This is a genomic window from Janthinobacterium aestuarii, from assembly GCF_051380835.1.
In the GTDB taxonomy this organism is placed as follows: Bacteria; Pseudomonadota; Gammaproteobacteria; order Burkholderiales; family Burkholderiaceae_D; genus Janthinobacterium; species Janthinobacterium aestuarii.
The window spans coordinates 1-16,470 of sequence record NZ_JBNYXU010000013.1; the positions used below are offsets into that span (position 1 = coordinate 1).

At 62.2% G+C, this 16,470-nt stretch carries 14 protein-coding genes; 2 read left to right on the plus strand and 12 right to left on the minus strand.

Annotated features, from left to right (window positions below; translation table 11 throughout):
* Window positions 1–175 precede the first annotated feature (175 nt).
* A complete protein-coding gene (locus ACQ4WO_RS26050) occupies window positions 176–1,474 on the plus strand; it encodes a protein kinase (RefSeq protein ID WP_436483986.1) in 1,299 nt (432 codons plus the stop codon).
* A gap of 54 nt (window positions 1,475–1,528) precedes the next feature.
* Here ACQ4WO_RS26050 and ACQ4WO_RS26055 read toward each other — a convergent pair whose 3' ends face one another.
* The gene (locus ACQ4WO_RS26055; protein WP_070277935.1) at window positions 1,529–2,794 is read right to left on the minus strand and encodes a nitronate monooxygenase; all 1,266 of its coding nucleotides are present in this window, start codon (window positions 2,792–2,794) and stop codon (window positions 1,529–1,531) included.
* Between the two features lie 183 nt (window positions 2,795–2,977).
* On the minus strand, window positions 2,978–3,463 hold the full coding sequence (locus ACQ4WO_RS26060) for a YajQ family cyclic di-GMP-binding protein (protein WP_034759416.1): 486 nt from the start codon (window positions 3,461–3,463) through the stop codon (window positions 2,978–2,980).
* 186 nt (window positions 3,464–3,649) lie between these two features.
* Here ACQ4WO_RS26060 and murB point away from each other — a divergent pair, with 186 nt between their 5' ends.
* A complete protein-coding gene (murB, locus tag ACQ4WO_RS26065; RefSeq protein ID WP_436483845.1) occupies window positions 3,650–4,678 on the plus strand; it encodes a UDP-N-acetylmuramate dehydrogenase in 1,029 nt (342 codons plus the stop codon).
* Between the two features lie 111 nt (window positions 4,679–4,789).
* Here the strand turns inward: murB and ppnP are convergent, their stop codons facing one another.
* The 10 genes from ppnP to argF form a co-directional block, all read right to left on the minus strand.
* Window positions 4,790–5,104: a pyrimidine/purine nucleoside phosphorylase gene (gene ppnP, locus ACQ4WO_RS26070; protein WP_436483846.1), complete on the minus strand. Its 315-nt coding sequence runs from the start codon at window positions 5,102–5,104 to the stop codon at window positions 4,790–4,792.
* A 25-nt stretch (window positions 5,105–5,129) separates the two neighbouring features.
* Window positions 5,130–6,155, minus strand: a complete 1,026-nt coding sequence (locus ACQ4WO_RS26075; protein WP_436483847.1) for a diguanylate cyclase — start codon at window positions 6,153–6,155, stop codon at window positions 5,130–5,132.
* A gap of 10 nt (window positions 6,156–6,165) precedes the next feature.
* Window positions 6,166–7,218, minus strand: a complete 1,053-nt coding sequence (gene cheB / locus ACQ4WO_RS26080; protein ID WP_128140127.1) for a chemotaxis-specific protein-glutamate methyltransferase CheB — start codon at window positions 7,216–7,218, stop codon at window positions 6,166–6,168.
* A 10-nt stretch (window positions 7,219–7,228) separates the two neighbouring features.
* Window positions 7,229–9,541 carry a hybrid sensor histidine kinase/response regulator gene (locus tag ACQ4WO_RS26085; RefSeq protein WP_436483848.1) on the minus strand — a complete coding sequence of 771 codons (2,313 nt, stop codon included), beginning with the start codon at window positions 9,539–9,541 and terminating at the stop codon, window positions 7,229–7,231.
* A complete protein-coding gene (locus ACQ4WO_RS26090; RefSeq protein ID WP_436483849.1) occupies window positions 9,538–10,224 on the minus strand; it encodes a chemotaxis protein CheW in 687 nt (228 codons plus the stop codon). The genes ACQ4WO_RS26085 and ACQ4WO_RS26090 overlap by 4 nt, the downstream gene beginning before the upstream one ends.
* A 9-nt stretch (window positions 10,225–10,233) precedes the next feature.
* The gene (locus ACQ4WO_RS26095; protein WP_436483850.1) at window positions 10,234–11,478 is read right to left on the minus strand and encodes a CheR family methyltransferase; all 1,245 of its coding nucleotides are present in this window, start codon (window positions 11,476–11,478) and stop codon (window positions 10,234–10,236) included.
* On the minus strand, window positions 11,475–11,933 hold the full coding sequence (locus ACQ4WO_RS26100; RefSeq protein WP_436483851.1) for a chemotaxis protein CheW: 459 nt from the start codon (window positions 11,931–11,933) through the stop codon (window positions 11,475–11,477). Before ACQ4WO_RS26100 ends, ACQ4WO_RS26095 begins: the two co-directional genes overlap by 4 nt.
* Window positions 11,934–11,937: 4 nt before the next feature.
* Window positions 11,938–13,749, minus strand: coding sequence for a methyl-accepting chemotaxis protein (locus ACQ4WO_RS26105; RefSeq protein WP_436483852.1), 1,812 nt, complete (start codon window positions 13,747–13,749; stop codon window positions 11,938–11,940).
* A 310-nt stretch (window positions 13,750–14,059) separates the two neighbouring features.
* Window positions 14,060–15,295, minus strand: coding sequence for an argininosuccinate synthase (locus ACQ4WO_RS26110; RefSeq protein ID WP_035825961.1), 1,236 nt, complete (start codon window positions 15,293–15,295; stop codon window positions 14,060–14,062).
* 69 nt (window positions 15,296–15,364) lie between these two features.
* Window positions 15,365–16,285: an ornithine carbamoyltransferase gene (argF, locus tag ACQ4WO_RS26115; RefSeq protein WP_436483853.1), complete on the minus strand. Its 921-nt coding sequence runs from the start codon at window positions 16,283–16,285 to the stop codon at window positions 15,365–15,367.
* Between the last annotated feature and the right edge of the window lie 185 nt (window positions 16,286–16,470).

Genomic DNA, 16,470 nt, shown 5'->3' on the forward strand with positions numbered 1-16,470 from the left:
ACCGTGAAACAACTTTGCGCCGATGATAGTGCTGCAACCAGTGTGAAAGTAGGTTATCGTCAGGCTTGTTATTCGAAAAAACCCCTTCCGGTGATCCGGTTGGGGTTTTTTTACGTCCAATGATTTATGCATGGCATTCATCGCGTGCTACCTTGAAAGGGATATCTTGTCTGCTGTGCATACACTGGAACAATTACGTGCTGGTCAGCTGGCCGGCCTGCGCCGCCTGAAGCTCTCCTGCGGCTTGACGGCATTCCCCCGCGAAATCTTCGACCTGGCCGACAGCCTGGAAATCCTCGACCTGTCCGGCAACGCGTTGTCCACATTGCCCGACGATTTGCCGCGCCTGCACAAGCTGCGCATCATTTTTTGCTCGGATAACCTGTTCACCACCTTGCCGGCCGTGCTCGGTTCATGTCTGGCCCTGGAAATGATCGGTTTCAAGGCGAACCGGATCCGCCACGTACCAGCCGCAGCCTTGCCGCCGAGGCTGCGCTGGCTGACCCTGACCGACAATGCCATCGAGTCCATGCCGGATGAACTGGGCAAGTGCAGTCAATTGCAGAAACTCATGCTGGCTGGGAACTGCCTGAGCCACTTGCCCGCCACCCTGGCGGCTTGCCATCGGCTGGAGTTGGTGCGCATTGCCGCCAACCGTTTCACGGCGCTGCCCGAGTGCCTGCTATCCTTGCCACGCCTGAGCTGGCTCGCGTATGCGGGCAATCCCTTTACGGAAGCGCGTGAGCTGGCGGCCCTGGCTGGTACGGGAGCGGCTAGTGTGGCATGGCAGCGCCTGGAACTGGCGCAGCAGCTGGGCGAGGGCGCATCGGGCGTGATTTACCGTGCCCGTCTGGATGGCGTTGATGATGTCGCCGTCAAAGTGTTCAAGGGAGCGATGACCAGCGATGGCTTGCCGCGCAGCGAAATGGCCGCCTGTGTCGGCGCCGGTGCGCACGTGGGCCTGATTCCCATCCTCGGGACGCTCGATGCGCACCCGCAAGGGGCGATGGGCCTCGTCATGCCGTTCATCGACGCAGCCTACCGCAACCTGGCCGGACCGCCGAGCCTGGAGTCTTGCACACGCGACGTATATGCCGATGGCGCGCGCTTTGACCCTCCACAAGCGTTGGCCATTGCCCACGGGATCGCCTCGGCCGTGTGCCAGCTGCATGCGTACGGCATCGTGCACGGCGACCTGTATGCGCACAATATCCTGCATGCGGACACCGGCGCCTGCCTGCTGGGCGACTTTGGCGCGGCGTCCATGTTTGCGCCCGGTTCGGCGCAAGGGGCGGTGCTGCAAGGAATAGAGGCGCGCGCCTTTGGCGTGCTGCTCGGCGAGTTGGCCGGGCATTGCACGACGCCCTTGTCCGGCCTGCAGGCCATGATGGATGCTTGTCTGCAGGACGAGGTATTGCGGCGGCCCAAGTTCGACGCGATCGAACGGGCATTGCGGGACATGCTACCCGCATAAAAAAATGGCGCAGCCTTCGCAGGCTGCGCCATTTTTATATCAGGCTGACAAGATTCAGCTTGCTACCAGGATTTCTTTTTCAGGCAGGGCGATCTGGTTGTCGACGCTGAACTGGTAATCCTTGAAGACGTGTTCGGCCGTCAGGATCTGGTATTCACCGTTGTCGAGCTTGTGCGTGGTGTCCTTCAGGCGATACGTGTAGTGGCCGCAGGTCCAGCAGTTGAAGTTGCGCATGTGCGTGCACAGGCAAGTCTTGTCCATCACGACGACGGTTTTTTGTTCCGGATGGGCTGCCACTTCGCGATTGTACGAGTTGATGTAGGCGCAGTTGCCCGTCGCATCGAGCAGGTAGCCATACGATTCGCAGCCTGGACGGATGCCGGCACCGATGGCGGGCGTGTTCTTCAGCATGCGCATCGGGTAGCCCGTCGGCGAGACGCCATTGACGATGATGTCTTCTTCCGAGGCCTTGTAGTATTCCTGCTTGACCTTGTTTGGCAAGCCGCATTCCTTGGTGACGGTAAAGCGCGTCGCCACTTGCACGCCAGCAGCACCCGCTTCCAGGAAGGAAACGGCGTCGCTGCCCGTGAAGATGCCGCCAGCGGCGATCAGCGGGATATCCAGCTGTTCTGCCTTCAGGTAGGCCAGCAGTTCCGCCGTGATCGTGTGCAGGTCGTAATTGGCCCAGTCCATGCCGAAACCCAGGTGGCCGCCGGCCAATGGTCCCTCGACGATGATGAAGTCAGGCAAGCGGTCCAGCTTGGCATTCTTGCGCAGGAAAATCTGCAAGGCGCGGACGGACGAGACGATGATGCCCAGCTTGGCATCGCGGAAACGCGGATGGTCGGCCATCAGGGCGAACGAGCCGAAGTGCAAACCGGCGGACAGGGTGATGCCGTCGATGCCGGCGTCGAGCGCCGCGTTCAGGCGCACGCGCAAGGTTTCACGCGGACCGTTCATGGTCAGCTTTTCCATGCAATTGACGAAAATCAGGCCATCGCCTTTTTTCGCTTCCATGGTGCGGCCGATATGCAGGCGCTGCGCTTCCGCCAGGCGGCCCAGGTCGAACTGCACCACGGCCTTGTCGCTGTTATTGATGTTGAACTTGTACAGTTTCGTCTTGTCTTTGACGAAAGTGGTGTCGAAACGGCGATCCGACACGTCTTCCACCATGGCATCGGAGATATGCCCGATACCGTTCAGCCGGGCCGCTTCCAGGGCCAGCTCCGACGTGGAAATATCCACACCCATTCCGCCTATCATGATGGGCACATATTCTTTTTTGCCAAATCGCAGGCGGAAATCATCAACACGTTTCATTGCTATCCTTAGACTACCGTGGTTATCACTGAGCCAGATGTACGGTCAAGCCCGCTGCCGGTCAGGCGCGCGGGCGCATGTAGCTGTGCGCAGCTTCAATTCTACCCCAAGCGGGCAGGTGCTCCGAGGCAGCTTGCCGCCACGCCGGTGCAAGCGCAGGCCGGAGCGTGCGCATCATCGAAATTAATCGCGGAAATTGTTAAATTCCAGCGGCATGTCGGGCACGTCCTTGCGCAGCATGGCCATGGCCGCTTGCAGGTCGTCGCGTTTGGCGCCCGTGACGCGCACGGCTTCGCCCTGGATGCTCGCTTGCACTTTCATCTTGCTGTCCTTGATGACGCGCACGATTTTCTTGGCATCATCCGATTCGATGCCGTTCTTGATCTTGATGATCTGCTTGACCTTGTCGCCGCCGATCTTCTTGATGTCGCCTTCGTCGAGGAAGCGCACATCGACCTTGCGTTTGGTCAATTTGTTGGTCAGTACGTCGCGCACCTGGCTGAGCTGGAATTCCGAGTCCGCGAACGCGGTCAATTCGTTTTCCTTGTGTTCGACGCGGGCGTCGCTGCCCTTGAAGTCGAAGCGGGTCGTGATTTCCTTGTTGGATTGCTCGACGGCATTCTTGACTTCGATCATATCGGCTTCGGAGACTACATCAAATGACGGCATGGTCTGTTCCTTTTCTTGTTAAAGCGAGCGCACGCTCGGCGCGCTGGGCCTTGGCGGCTGATTCTGCGCCATGGGACGGCCTTGTTAAAGATGCGACATTTTAACGGACAACGGGCAGGTCGCCCTTGTCTTGCGCTGGTTTTTTGTCGGTTTCACTCTATAATCGAGCAAAATAATCGCTATCCCATGTCTGCAGAGCTCACCATCGAACACAATTACAACCTCCAGCGCCTGAATACCTTCGGCATCACGGCCAACGCGGCCGCCTACGTACGCATCACTTCGCAGGCCCAATTGCAGGCCGCGCTGCAAGATCCCCTACTGTCCGCCATGCCGCGCCTGATACTGGGCGGCGGCAGCAACATTGTGCTGACTGGCGACTTTCCCGGCGCCGTGCTGCATATGGCCACGCGCGGCATGCGCCTGGCGCAGGCGGACTTCGAGACCATACTCGTCACGGCCGCAGCCGGCGAAAACTGGCACGATTTCGTGCAGTGGACCCTGGCGCAAGGCGTGGGTGGGCTGGAAAACCTGTCATTGATCCCCGGCACGGTAGGCGCGGCGCCTATCCAGAATATCGGCGCGTATGGTGTGGAAATCAAGGATTATCTGCATAGCGTGAGCGTCATGCACAGCGGCAGCGGCATCGTTTTCGACATGGACCGCGATGCTTGCCGCTTCGCCTATCGCGACAGCATCTTCAAGCAGACGGACGGGCGCGAACTGATCGTGCTGGAAGTGACGTTTGCCTTGCCGACCGAATGGCAGCCGAACTTGCGCTATGCGGAACTGGCGCAAGCCGTGGCCGAGCGCAATCTTGCCGAGCCGACGCCGCAGCAGGTGGCCGACACGGTGATGGCGATCCGCCGGAGAAAATTGCCGGATCCTGCCGTGATCGGCAATGCGGGCAGTTTCTTCAAGAATCCCGTGGTGTCACGGGAGCAATGTCTTGCTTTGTTGGAACGTTTCCCTGCCTTGGTGCACCATGCGCAGCCCGATGGCACGGAAAAGCTGGCTGCCGGCTGGCTGATCGATCAGTGTGGCTGGAAGGGAAAAAACCTGGGGCCCGCAGGAGTGTATCCCAAGCAGGCACTGGTTCTGGTGAACAATGGCGGCGCTCGTGGCGCGGACATTACCCGGCTGGCGGAAGCGATACAGGATGATGTAGAGGCGAAATATGGCGTGCGCCTGTCGCCTGAGCCTGTGTTTGTCTAAGTTGTAAATCCGCGCTTGAAAAAATGTTCAGGGCAAGGCGCATTGCCGAAGACAGTACGTATAGTACGGCGAGGCAGTGCAACGCAGCCATGGACGTTTTTTCTGCGTGGATTAGCCGAAGTGGCAGACGTAATCGACGGTTTCGACGGTCTCGATATCAAAATAGCTATTGCCCGGGATACTGAATTGCGTGCCCGCGCCATAGCTGTTCCATTCCGTCGCGTCAGCGAGGCGCACCTTGCACAGGCCGCCGACGATTTCCATGATTTCCGGCGCGCCCGTGTTGAAGCGCAACGATGACGGGAAAATTACACCCACGCTTTTCTTCGTGCCATCGGCCAGGATGACGTTGTGCGAGACGCATCTGCCGTCAAAATAAATATTCGACTTCTTGACGACGCTGACATTGTCCAGTTGTGTGCTCATGCTTCACTTTCCTTGCTGTTAAAAATCAGTCTTGGACGTCATTGGCGCTCAGCACGCTGTTGCGTCCGCCGCGCTTGGCCGCGTACAGGGCCTGGTCGGCGCGGTTGATCAGTTGCTCGATCGTCGAGTCCGGCGATGGCACGACGGTGGCCACGCCGATCGAGATGGTGACGATGCCCTTGCTTGCCGCCGGGTTTTCGATCTGCAAGCCTTCCAGATGGCGCCGGCATGCCTCGGCGATCAGCAGCGCGCCGGTCGCTTCCGTTTCCGGCAGGATCAGGGCGAACTCTTCGCCGCCATAGCGGGCGGCCAAGTCGGCCGGGCGTTTCAAATGTTCCGTCAGCACGGCGGCGACTTTTTTCAGGCCCAGGTCGCCCGCCAGGTGGCCAAAATGGTCGTTATAGCTTTTGAAATGGTCGATATCGCAGAACAGCAGGCTCAGCGGCGTCTTGTCGCGCTGGCCCCGCTGCCATTCGAATTGCAGGGTTTCATCGAAGCGGCGCCGGTTGGCGATCCCTGTCAAGCCATCGAGGGCGGCCAGTTTCTGTAATTCAATATTCGCGTCGGCCAGATTCTTTTGGCTTTCGCGCAGGAAACGAAAAGCCTGGTCGCGCTGCAATCGGCTGATGTGCGCGTTGGAATGGTGGCGTATGCGCGCCAGCAATTCCAGGCGGTCCGGCAGTTTCACCACATAATCGTTGGCGCCGACGGCAAAGCTGTGGGCCTTCAGTTTCGGATCGTCCTTGGCCGACATGACGATGACGGGCACATGCGCGAGCGCCGTGTTGTCGCGGTACAGCTGGATCAGGGCGAAGCCGTCGATGCCCGGCATCACCAAGTCCTGCAGGATGACGCTCGGTTGCAAACGCAATGCCGTGTCCAGCGCCTGCGTGGCGTCGGTCACGTAATGAAATTCGATATCCTGCTGGTCGCTGAGCATGCGCCGGACTGCTTCGGCGATGATCAACTGGTCGTCCACCAGCAGCACGCTGACCTTGAATTCGGTCAATGCGGGCTCATACTGGGTGAAGCTGGAGGAGAATTCTGGCATTGCATTCTTTTCAGATGTTAGGGGAGGGCTCCCACCCATTGTTGAGCTTGGCACCCAGGCGGCTGCGCAGGCTGGCACCTATTCTATCCAATGGCAGGATTTGCTGGGCCGCATCGAGTTCGGCCGCCGCGCGCGGCATGCCATACACGGCACTGCTGGCCTGGTCTTGCGCAATCGTCGTCTTGCCGGCGCGGCGCATGGCCAGCAAGCCATCGCCGCCGTCGCGCCCCATGCCTGTGAGCAATACGCCGATGGCATCGCCGCGCCAGTGCTGCGCCACGCAGTTGAAGAAGACATCGACGGACGGGCGGTAAACATAGTCGCGTGGTGCTGCATCGTAACCCAAACGATAATTTTGATCTAGCAGCAGGTGATCATTGGTCTTGGCGATCAGTACGGCGCCGGACACCAGTTCGTCGCCATCGGCGATCACGCGCACGGGCATGCTGAGCTGGTCATCGAGCCATTTGGCGAAGTGCGAGGCGAAGGTTTCATCGATGTGCTGTACCACGACGATGGCGCAGCCGGGCGGCGCCGTCCAGCCGGACAGCACCTTGGCCACGGCCGAGGGCCCACCCGTCGAGGCGCCGATGGCCACCAGGGTCGATACCTGGCCGTCGCCCCGCTCGCCGCCATTGGCTGGCGCCTGGCGCGGCGGCGGTGCTTCGGCGCTGTGGCGTATCAGCTTGCCGATGGTCTTGATCTTGGCCAGCAGTTCGCTGTCGCCGCCCACTTCCCCCTGCAGCACGGGCGTGGCCGTGACGTCGAGCGCGCCCGCGCCCAGCGCGCGAAAGACCTGGTTGACATTGTCTTGCGGGCGGCCCGTGACGACCAGGATGGCGCACGGGCTTTGCTCCATGATCAGGCGCGTCGCTTCCACGCCATCCATCTCGGGCATGTTCAAGTCCATCAAGATCAGGTCGGGACGATTGCCCTCGCACATGCGCACGGCTTCGAGCCCCGTGCGGGCGATCCACAGCACCTGGTGTTCCTGCGTACTGGCGACCACGCGGCGCAGGGCCTCGGCGGCCATGGCGACATCGTTGGCAATGGCAATTTTCATGAATGACAGCTCATAAGCGGGCATCTCCTATCAGGTCGGCCACCGCGTCGAGCAAGGTCTCGTCGTGGAAGCTGCCTTTGGTCAAATAATAGTCGGCGCCGGCGGACAGGCCGCGCGCGCGGTCTTCCGGACGGTCCTTGTACGACACGATCATCACCGGCAGCTTGTGCAGGTGCAGATCCTTCTTGATCAGCGAAACGAGTTCGATGCCATCCATGCGCGGCATGTCCACGTCGGTGATCACCAAGTCATATTCTCCGCTGCGCACCACGTTCCAGCCGTCGATGCCGTCGATGGCCACGTCGACGTCGAAGCCGCGCGCCAGCAGCAGCTTGCGCTCCATCTCGCGCACCGTCAGCGAATCGTCGACGACGAGGATGCGCTTGGCCTTGCGGCGTTCGGCGTGGCCCGCCTGCGCCAGCTGGTGCAGGCCGCCCTCGTGCAGCAGCTTGTCGATCGACAGCAGCAAGTCGGGCACGTCGAGGATCAGCACCGGTTCGCCGTCGTCGAGCAGGGCGGCGGCGGAAATGTCGCGCATCTTGCCGAAGATCGGGTCGATGGCTTGCACGGCCAGGCTTTGCTCGCCGCGGATGGCGTCGACCACCAGCGCATAGCTTTGCTTGCCGCGGCCGATCACCACCACGGGCAAATCCTCGGCCTGGTTGGCCGCTTCGCCCAGTTCGAGCACTTGCGCCGCCGATACCAGGCCCAGATGCTCGCCCTTGAGTTCGAAGAACTGCTTGTTTTCCAGCGTATGGATGGCCGCTTGCGGCACGCGCACCACGCTTTCCACCTTGACGATGGGGATGGCGTAGGCTTCGCCGTGTACGTCGACCACCAGCGCGCGCACGATCGATTGCGTCAGCGGCAGGGTGATCAGGGCGCGGAAACCGCGGCCCGGTTCCGATTCCAGGCGTACGGTGCCGTTTTGCTGGCGTATCGTCTCGTGCACGATGTCGAGGCCCACGCCGCGTCCGGACAATTGATTCGCCTTTTCCTTCAGGCTGAAGGCGGGCAGGAACAAAAATTCCAGCAGTTCGCCCGGCGACAGCGCGGCGGCCATGGCGGGGCTGGCCATCTTGCGCTCGATGACGGATTGGCGGATTTTCTCCAGGTCGACGCCGCGCCCGTCGTCGCTGATCTCGATGCTCAGCATGCCGGCGCGGTGGCGCGCTTCCATGCGTATCGTGCCCAGCGCTTCCTTGCCCGCGTCGATGCGCTCGTACGGGCCTTCCATGCCATGGTCGATGGCATTTCTCAGTATGTGATTCAGCGGGCTTTCGATCTTCGCCAGGATGTCGCGGTCGACCAGGGTATCTTCGCCATCGATCTCCAGCTGCACTTCCTTGCCCAGGCTGCGCGCCAGGTCGCGCACCATGCGCGGGAACGCGTGGATGCCGTCGCGGAAAGGGCGCATGCGCAGGGCCAGCACTTCGTCGACCATGCCTTGCGAGACGGCCAGCAGGCGCCGTTCATAGGTCTCGATGTCGGCGATGTGCTCGAGCATGAATTGCTTCAGGGGCTGCGTCTTTTGCAGCGCCAGCAAGGACTTTTCCATCAGGCCCGGGTCGGCCGAACGGGCAATGGCTTCATGCAGGTGCTCGATGGCGGAAAACAGGCTGCTCTGGTTGCGCTTGAAGCGCTGCAGGGCGCCGACGAACGGGTGCATCTGGTGCGCATTGATGCGCGATTCGCTGGCCAGCGACAGCAGTTTGTCGAAGTTTTGCGCTGGCGCCTTGGCCGGTGCGCCTGCACCGGTCGCCGTACGCGGCGCCGGGGCGGCCGCTTCCGCTTCCTCTCCCTCTCCCGCCAGGCCGCTGGCCACGGGCGCTTGCGGTTCTGCCGCTTCCGGCGGCAAGGGTGCAGGCATGGGCGCAGGCGCCGGGGGCAGGGCCGGCAATTCGGGCAGGTCGGCGATGCCGGCGATGGCGTTCAGGGTCTGCTCGATCTGCGCCGCATTCGCGGCCAGCCACGCTTCGGCGCCCGCGTCGTCCAGGCGCGACAGCTGCACGATCAGGTCGACGCCCGACAGCAGCACGTCGACCCGCTCCGGCGTGAGTTTCAAGCGCCCATGCTGGGCGGCGACAAAGCTGTCTTCCATGCCGTGCGCCAGCTGCACCACCACTTGCAGGCCGACGATGGCGGCCGCGCCCTTGATCGAGTGGGCCGCGCGCATCATCGCTTCGACGGCGGCCGCGTCGCCCGCATGGCGCTCCATGGCCAGCAAGCCGTCGGTGAGAATCTGGGTCTGGCTGTCCGCCTCCATGCGGAACAGGTCCCGCATGGAAAAGGCACTGAGGTCGCCGTGCTGGTCCTGGCTCATCGTAATAGTCTCGCAAGTTGAAAGCCGATCAGCGCCGTGTCGAGGCAGCCGATGCGCATGTCGCCTTCGGTGATCACGCTCGACAGGAAGCGCGACAGGCCCTTGTTGATGGTGGCCGCCGGCGCCTGCACGGCGCCCGACGCGTAGCGCACGATGCCGTGCAGGTCGGCCACGGGCAGCGCGTAGGCCTGGTCTTCCCAGCGCATCAGCAGCAGGCGCGCAAACGTGTGGCGGCCCTTGGCTGGCGGCGCGCCCTGTTCGTCGATGCCCAGCAAACTGGCCAGCGACATGCACGGATACAGCTTGCCGCCGATATTGACGATGCCCGCCAGGCCGCCCCCGCCACGGTGCGGCAGCGCGTGCGGCTTGGCCTGCGGCGCCACGGAGTCGAATACGCGCGTGGGCAGCGCCAGCCATTCGCGGCCGATGCGAAACACCAGCGCCGAACTGTCGCGTACTTCGCCGCCCGCATCGATCTGGCGGAAGTGGCTGGCCCAGTCGCGCCGGTAGTGTTCGTCCACGGGCCGCTGCAGGTTGCGCTGGGCGGCGCCCGCATACACGTCGCAGTTGCGGCAATGCACGTTGGCCGAAAGCTTGGGGCAGCTCTGGTCGCCGACCACGCCGATATGGTTCCAGCAGTCGTCGATGGTGGCGGGGGACTCGGTGGCGATGAGATTTGTCATGCTTGCCCCTTAGTTGGACGCCTGGCGGCGCTCGTAGATGCGTGCCGCGCGCGCCTTCAGGGTGGCGGCGGCCGTGTGGTTGCCATGGCGTTCGGCCAGCAGGGACAGGTGGCACAGCGCTTCGTAATGGTCGGGCTGCAGATAGATGCAGCGGCGCCAGTAGTCGTCGGCCAGGTCCATCTTGCCGGCCAGTTCATTGATGATGCCCAGCATGAAATACGCTTCCGCCGCCTCGGGTACTTTCGCCAGGTGGGCATGGCATTTTTCGCCTGCCTCGCGCAACTGGCCACGGTCGGCCAGCAGGCGTGCCTCGGCCAGCAAATCAGCTTGCGCGGCCGGCGACGGCGGCGGCACGGATACGGGGCGCGTGCGCGGCGCCGCCGATGCGATGGGCGTGGCTGCCACTGCAGCGCGCCTTGGCGCGGGCGGCACGCTGCGCAAGGCGCGCAAGGCCGGCAGCGGCGCCACCTGGAGGGCCGCCGCCGTCGGTGCCGTTTCCTTCTTCAGGGCGAAAGCCTGGCGGAACTGCAGCGTCGTAAAGCCGTTCTGGCAGAACGACGGCACTTCCGCATAGCCGGCCAGCAGCATGCCGTCGTCGGCCAGCAGGGCGGACAGGTTATGGATGGCCGCGCGCGTGGTCGGCTTGTCAAAGTAGATCAGCAGGTTGCGGCAAAAAATGACGTCGTAGTGGCGGCTGTAGGTGGCCGTATCGAACTGCAGCAGGTTGCCTTGCCTGAAGGTCACCTGTTCGCGCAAGGAGTCGATGATGCGGTAGGCGTCGTCGGCCACGTGCGTGAAATAGCGTTCGCGGAAGGCCACGTCCTGCGCGCGGAAGGCATTGCGGCCGTAGATTCCCGCCTGCGCCCGCTCGATGCAGCCGGGGCTCAGGTCGTAGGCGTCGATGCTGAACGCCTGTTTCGGCACGCCGCCGTCGCGCAGCGCCATGGCCATCGAATATGGTTCCTCGCCGCCCGCGCACGGGATCGACAGGATGCGCGTGGCGCGTCCGCGCGCCCAGCGTTCCTGTACCAGTTCGACGCTGGCGTAGAACGCCTGCGGGTCGCGGAACAGCCACGATTCGGGCACCACCACCAGTTCGATCAATTGCGTCATTTCGGCCGGTGTGAGCGCCTGCAGGTAGGCTTCGCTATCGGCAAAACCCGTTTGCTCCATGCGCTGGCCGACGGCCCGTTCGGCCACGGATTTGGAGACGGACAGGCCGGTCGCGCGGCGCAGCAGGGTTTGCGCCGTCATGCCGCGCCCGCGTTTTGAAACAGCAGCGCGCGCACGTCCGGCGGCAGCAGGTGTTCCAGTTCCACCAGCTGCACGATGCCGTCGGCGTCGCTGGCCACCTGGCCCAGGAAGGGCACTGTCGCCACGCCGCTGTCTTCAAGCTGGAGCGGGTCGATGTCGGCGATGCCGCGCACCTGCGAGGCCAGCAAGCCCAGCGCGTGCATGGTTTCGCCGCCAGACGCACGGTAGTCGACGACGACGATGCGCGTGTCGAACTGCGCGGCGGCGGCCGGCAGCCCGGCCAGGCGCGACAGGTCGATCACGGGCACGGGCGTGCCATGCAAGTCCATCAGGCCGGCCACGTAGTCTGGCGTGAGCGGCAACTGTTTCAGCTCCAGCAGCGGCAAGACGCGCACGATGCGGGCCAGGGGCAGGCCATAGCGGTCGCGTCCGATGTGAAAGAGCAGCACTTTCATGGGATCAGATGGTGACGGCGAAAGTCGACACGCTCGACTGCAGGTCGCCCGCCGCATATTGCAGCTGGTGCACGGCCTCGCTGGTGGCCTTCAAGGACTCCACCGTCTGCTGGGTGGCGTCGTTGAGCTGCATCATGGTGTCGGAAATCTGCGAGGCGCCGATCGCCTGCGACTGCATGCCTTGCAGCACGGCGTCGAATTGCGGCGTGAGTTTCTGCACCTGGTCCATCACGGACGACAGCTGCTCGGCCACTTGCCGTACTTCGCCCACGCTGCGGCGAATTTCTTCCGAGAATTTGTCCATGCCCATCACGCTGGCGGACACGGCCGACTGCATTTCCTTGAGCATTTGCTCGATATCCCACGTGGACACGGACGTCTGGTCGGCCAGGCGGCGAATTTCCGTCGCCACCACGGAAAAGCCGCGGCCCGCTTCGCCCGCTTTTTCCGCCTCGATGGCGGCGTTCAGCGACAGGATGTTGGTCTGGTCGGCCACCTTGGTGATGGTGATCAGCACGCTATTGATATTGCTGGCTTTTTCCGACAGGGCCGCCAGCTTGGCGTTGATGGAATCGGTGGCCGAGACCATGTGCTGCATGGTCGAATCCATGCGCTTGAGGTTGTTCTGCGCCTCGGCCGTCGCATTTGTCGTGTAGTCGGCCACGGCGGTGGCGTCTTCCATGGTTTTGAGTAACTGGCTCGTGTTGGCCGAGATTTCCTTGGTGGTGCTGAGAATTTCCACGCTCGTTTGCGCCTGCTCGATGCCGGTCGCTTCCTGCTGGCGCGCCGAGGCGGCGATTTCCGTGGCGGACGTCGTCACCTGGATGCCGGCCTTTTGCACATTGTTGAGCAGGCTGCGCAGGTTTTCAAACATCTTCGCCAGGCCATTGCCCAGCTGGCCGATGGCGTCGCTGCCCGTGATGCCGACCTTGCCCGTCAGGTCGCCCGAGGCGGCTTTCGAGACCACTTCCAGCAGCGAATCGACCTTGGCGCGCAAGGTGTTGGTGGCGGCCTGTTCATTTACCTGGTTGTCCTGAATCGTTTGCGCCATGCGGTTGAATTCTTCCGATACCTTGCCCAGCTCGTCGCGCGAGAGGATGGTGGCGCGCGCGCGCTGGTCGCCGCTGGCGATGCGTCCGACGGCGTCCGTCAGGCTGTTCAGCGGGCCGAGGATGGCGCGGACCAGCAGGTAGGAAATGCCCAGCGCCAGCGCCACGCACAGCAGGCCGCCCAGCGCCAGGGTCAGCATCATGGTTTCCTGCAATTTTGTCGTGTTGGCCGTGCGTTCGGCCAGCAAGCGCGACTCTTCGGCCGCGACTTCGTCGAGCAGCTTGTTCGCCTGCCTGACGGCAGGGTAACCGCCGACCGGCATGGTGCGCGCCACCGCTTCCGTGGCGCCCGGCGCATTGCCCAGCGCGCGGCGCTTTTCGATCAGCGGGGTGATCCATTCCTTGACCCAGGTGGTGGTCAGCGCGTCGATCTTGCGGAAGCGTTCCGACTGCACCTTGTTGTCGGCCGTCATGGCGATGGCTTTTTGCGTGTGCTGGCTCAGCACGTCCATTTCATTCGATTCCGGCGACAGCGACGTTTCACTGCCGGTCAGGATGAAACCGCGTGCTTCCACCTGGATTTGCAGGATGGAATTGTGAATCCTGTCGATCTCGCCCAGCACTTCCATCGTGTGGCGGTCCCACGCATTGGCTTCCGACAGGCGCGAAAAGCTGTTGTAGGCCACGCCCAGCAAGATCAGGATGATGGCCACGATGGAGCCGAAGCCCAGGTACAGTTTATTCTTGATACTCAGGTCTTTGAACATGGGAGGGCTCCGGAAGCGGGATTTTTTCGAAAGAGCGCCTACAGAACCGTAGCGAGCGGCAGTGAGTTGCGGCTGAGAAGCGGAACTGTGCGCATGCACAGTGAGCATCGGAGGCCGCAAATCGCGACGCGCAGTAGGTTATGTTAGGTGTTCTAAAGTGCACTGTAGCATTTTGCCACGCGCACAGCAAAATGGGGGTGATCCGGGCGCGCGCCGGGCCGTAAATCGTGGTCGAGTGCGTTTCAAATGTAAAAAAGCCGCCCGTGGGCGGCTTTGCTTGGCGCGGGAGACAGTGTCTCCCGGCAACTAGTTACTTCTGGCCACGTTTTTCACGGGCGATGGCGGCGATGCGCATGCGCAAGGCGTTCAGCTTGATGAAGCCGCCGGCGTCGGCCTGGTTGTAGGCGCCGCCGTCTTCGTCGAAGGTGGCGATGTTCATGTCGAACAGCGAATCCGTCTTCGAATCGCGCGACACGACGATGACATTGCCCTTGTACAGCTTGATGCGTACCCAGCCGTTCACGGTTTCCTGCGTGTGGTCGATCAGGGTTTGCAGGGCGACGCGCTCGGGCGCCCACCAGTAGCCGTTGTAGATCATCGACGCGTAGCGCGGCATCAGGTCATCTTTCAGGTGGGCCACTTCGCGGTCCAGGGTGATCGATTCGATGGCGCGGTGGGCTTTGAGCATGATGGTGCCGCCCGGGGTTTCATAGCAGCCGCGCGATTTCATGCCGACGTAGCGGTTTTCCACCAGGTCCAGGCGTCCCACGCCATGCTTGCCGCCAACTTTATTCAGTTCGGCCAGCACGGTGGCGGGCGACATGCGCACGCCGTTGATGGCGACGATATCGCCTTTTTCGTATTCGATGTCCAGGTATTCCGCTTCGTCCGGGGCGTTTTCCGGGCTGACGGTCCAGCGCCACATGGTCTCTTCCGCTTCGGCGCTCGGATTTTCCAGGTGGCGGCCTTCAAAGCTGATGTGCAGCAAGTTGGCGTCCATCGAGTACGGCGCGCCGCCGTTCTTGTGCTTCATGTCGATTTCGATGCCGGCGTCTTCCGCGTACTTCAGCAGCTTTTCGCGCGACAGCAGATCCCATTCGCGCCATGGGGCGATGATTTTCACGCCAGGTTTGAGCGCGTAGGCGCCCAGTTCGAAACGCACCTGGTCGTTGCCCTTGCCGGTCGCGCCGTGCGAGATGGCGTCGGCGCCCGTGGCGTTGGCGATTTCGATCAGGCGCTTGGCGATCAGCGGACGGGCGATCGAAGTGCCCAGCAGGTATTCGCCTTCATACACGGTGTTGGCTCGGAACATCGGGAAGACGAAATCGCGCACGAATTCTTCGCGCACGTCTTCGATATGGATGTTTTCCGGCTTGATGCCGAACTTGATGGCCTTGGCGCGCGCCGGTTCCAGTTCTTCGCCCTGGCCCAGGTCGGCCGTGAAGGTGACGATTTCGCACTGGTAGTTATCTTGCAGCCATTTCAGGATGACGGAGGTGTCGAGCCCGCCGGAATAGGCCAGGACTACTTTTTTAATGTCGCTCATATTGCTTCCAGTTGTCGTTGTCGATGTATGTATTGCGATGCTGCCAGGTTTTATGCAGTGCCGGGCGAATTATTGGATTTTACCGAGTAACAGGTATTCGATCAGCGCTTTTTGCACGTGCAAGCGGTTTTCCGCTTCGTCCCACACGACCGATTGCGGGCCGTCGATCACTTCGGCTGCCACTTCCTCGCCGCGGTGGGCGGGCAGGCAGTGCATGAACAGGGCGTCGGGCGCGGCGCGGGACATCTTCGCGCCATCGACGATCCAGCCGTCGAAGGCGGCAATACGGGCCGCATTCTCCGCTTCGTAGCCCATGCTGGTCCACACGTCCGTGTTGACCAGGTGCGCGCCTTCGCAGGCGTCCGACGGGTTGGCGAAGAAGGTGTAGCGCTCGGTCTTGACTTGCGTCAGGTCGATGTCGTAGCCCTTGGGCGTCGACACGTTGACGTGGAAGCCGAATACTTCAGCCGCCTGCAGCCACGAGTACAGCATGTTGTTGGCGTCGCCGATCCAGGCGACGACCTTGCCGGCGATCGAGCCGCGGTGTTCGATGTAGGTGAAGATGTCGGCAAAGACCTGGCACGGGTGGTGTTCATTGGTCAGGCCATTGATTACCGGCACGCGCGAATTGGCGGCGAAACGCTCGATGATTTCCTGGCCGAAGGTACGCACCATGATGATGTCGCACATGCGCGACATGACCTGGCCCGCGTCTTCCACCGGCTCGCCGCGGCCCAATTGGGAATCGCGCGTGTTCAGGTAGATGGCGGCGCCGCCCAGCTGGTGCATGCCGGCCTCGAACGACAATCGCGTGCGGGTCGAGTTCTTTTCAAAGACCATCACCAGGGTGCGGTCGATCAGTGGATGGTAGATTTCGTAATTCTTGAACTTGCGCTTGATCAGATGGGCGCGTTCGATCACATATTCGTACTCTTCCAACGTGAAATCGGAGAACTGGAGGTAGTGCTTGATCGGTTTTTTTGTCGACATAATGACCACTTGAAGATGCGCAGGCCGCCGGCGGCGTGCCTTTCCCGCCGGGTTGCATCAGCGTACAACATCTCGTCTGATGACTGCCTCGCCCGGCGCGCTGCTGTGTTGATCGGTGCCAGCGCGACGCGTGTCGCGCGGGTCGATGCGGTTTGCCATATTGAAAATAATGCAATGGCAAGTAC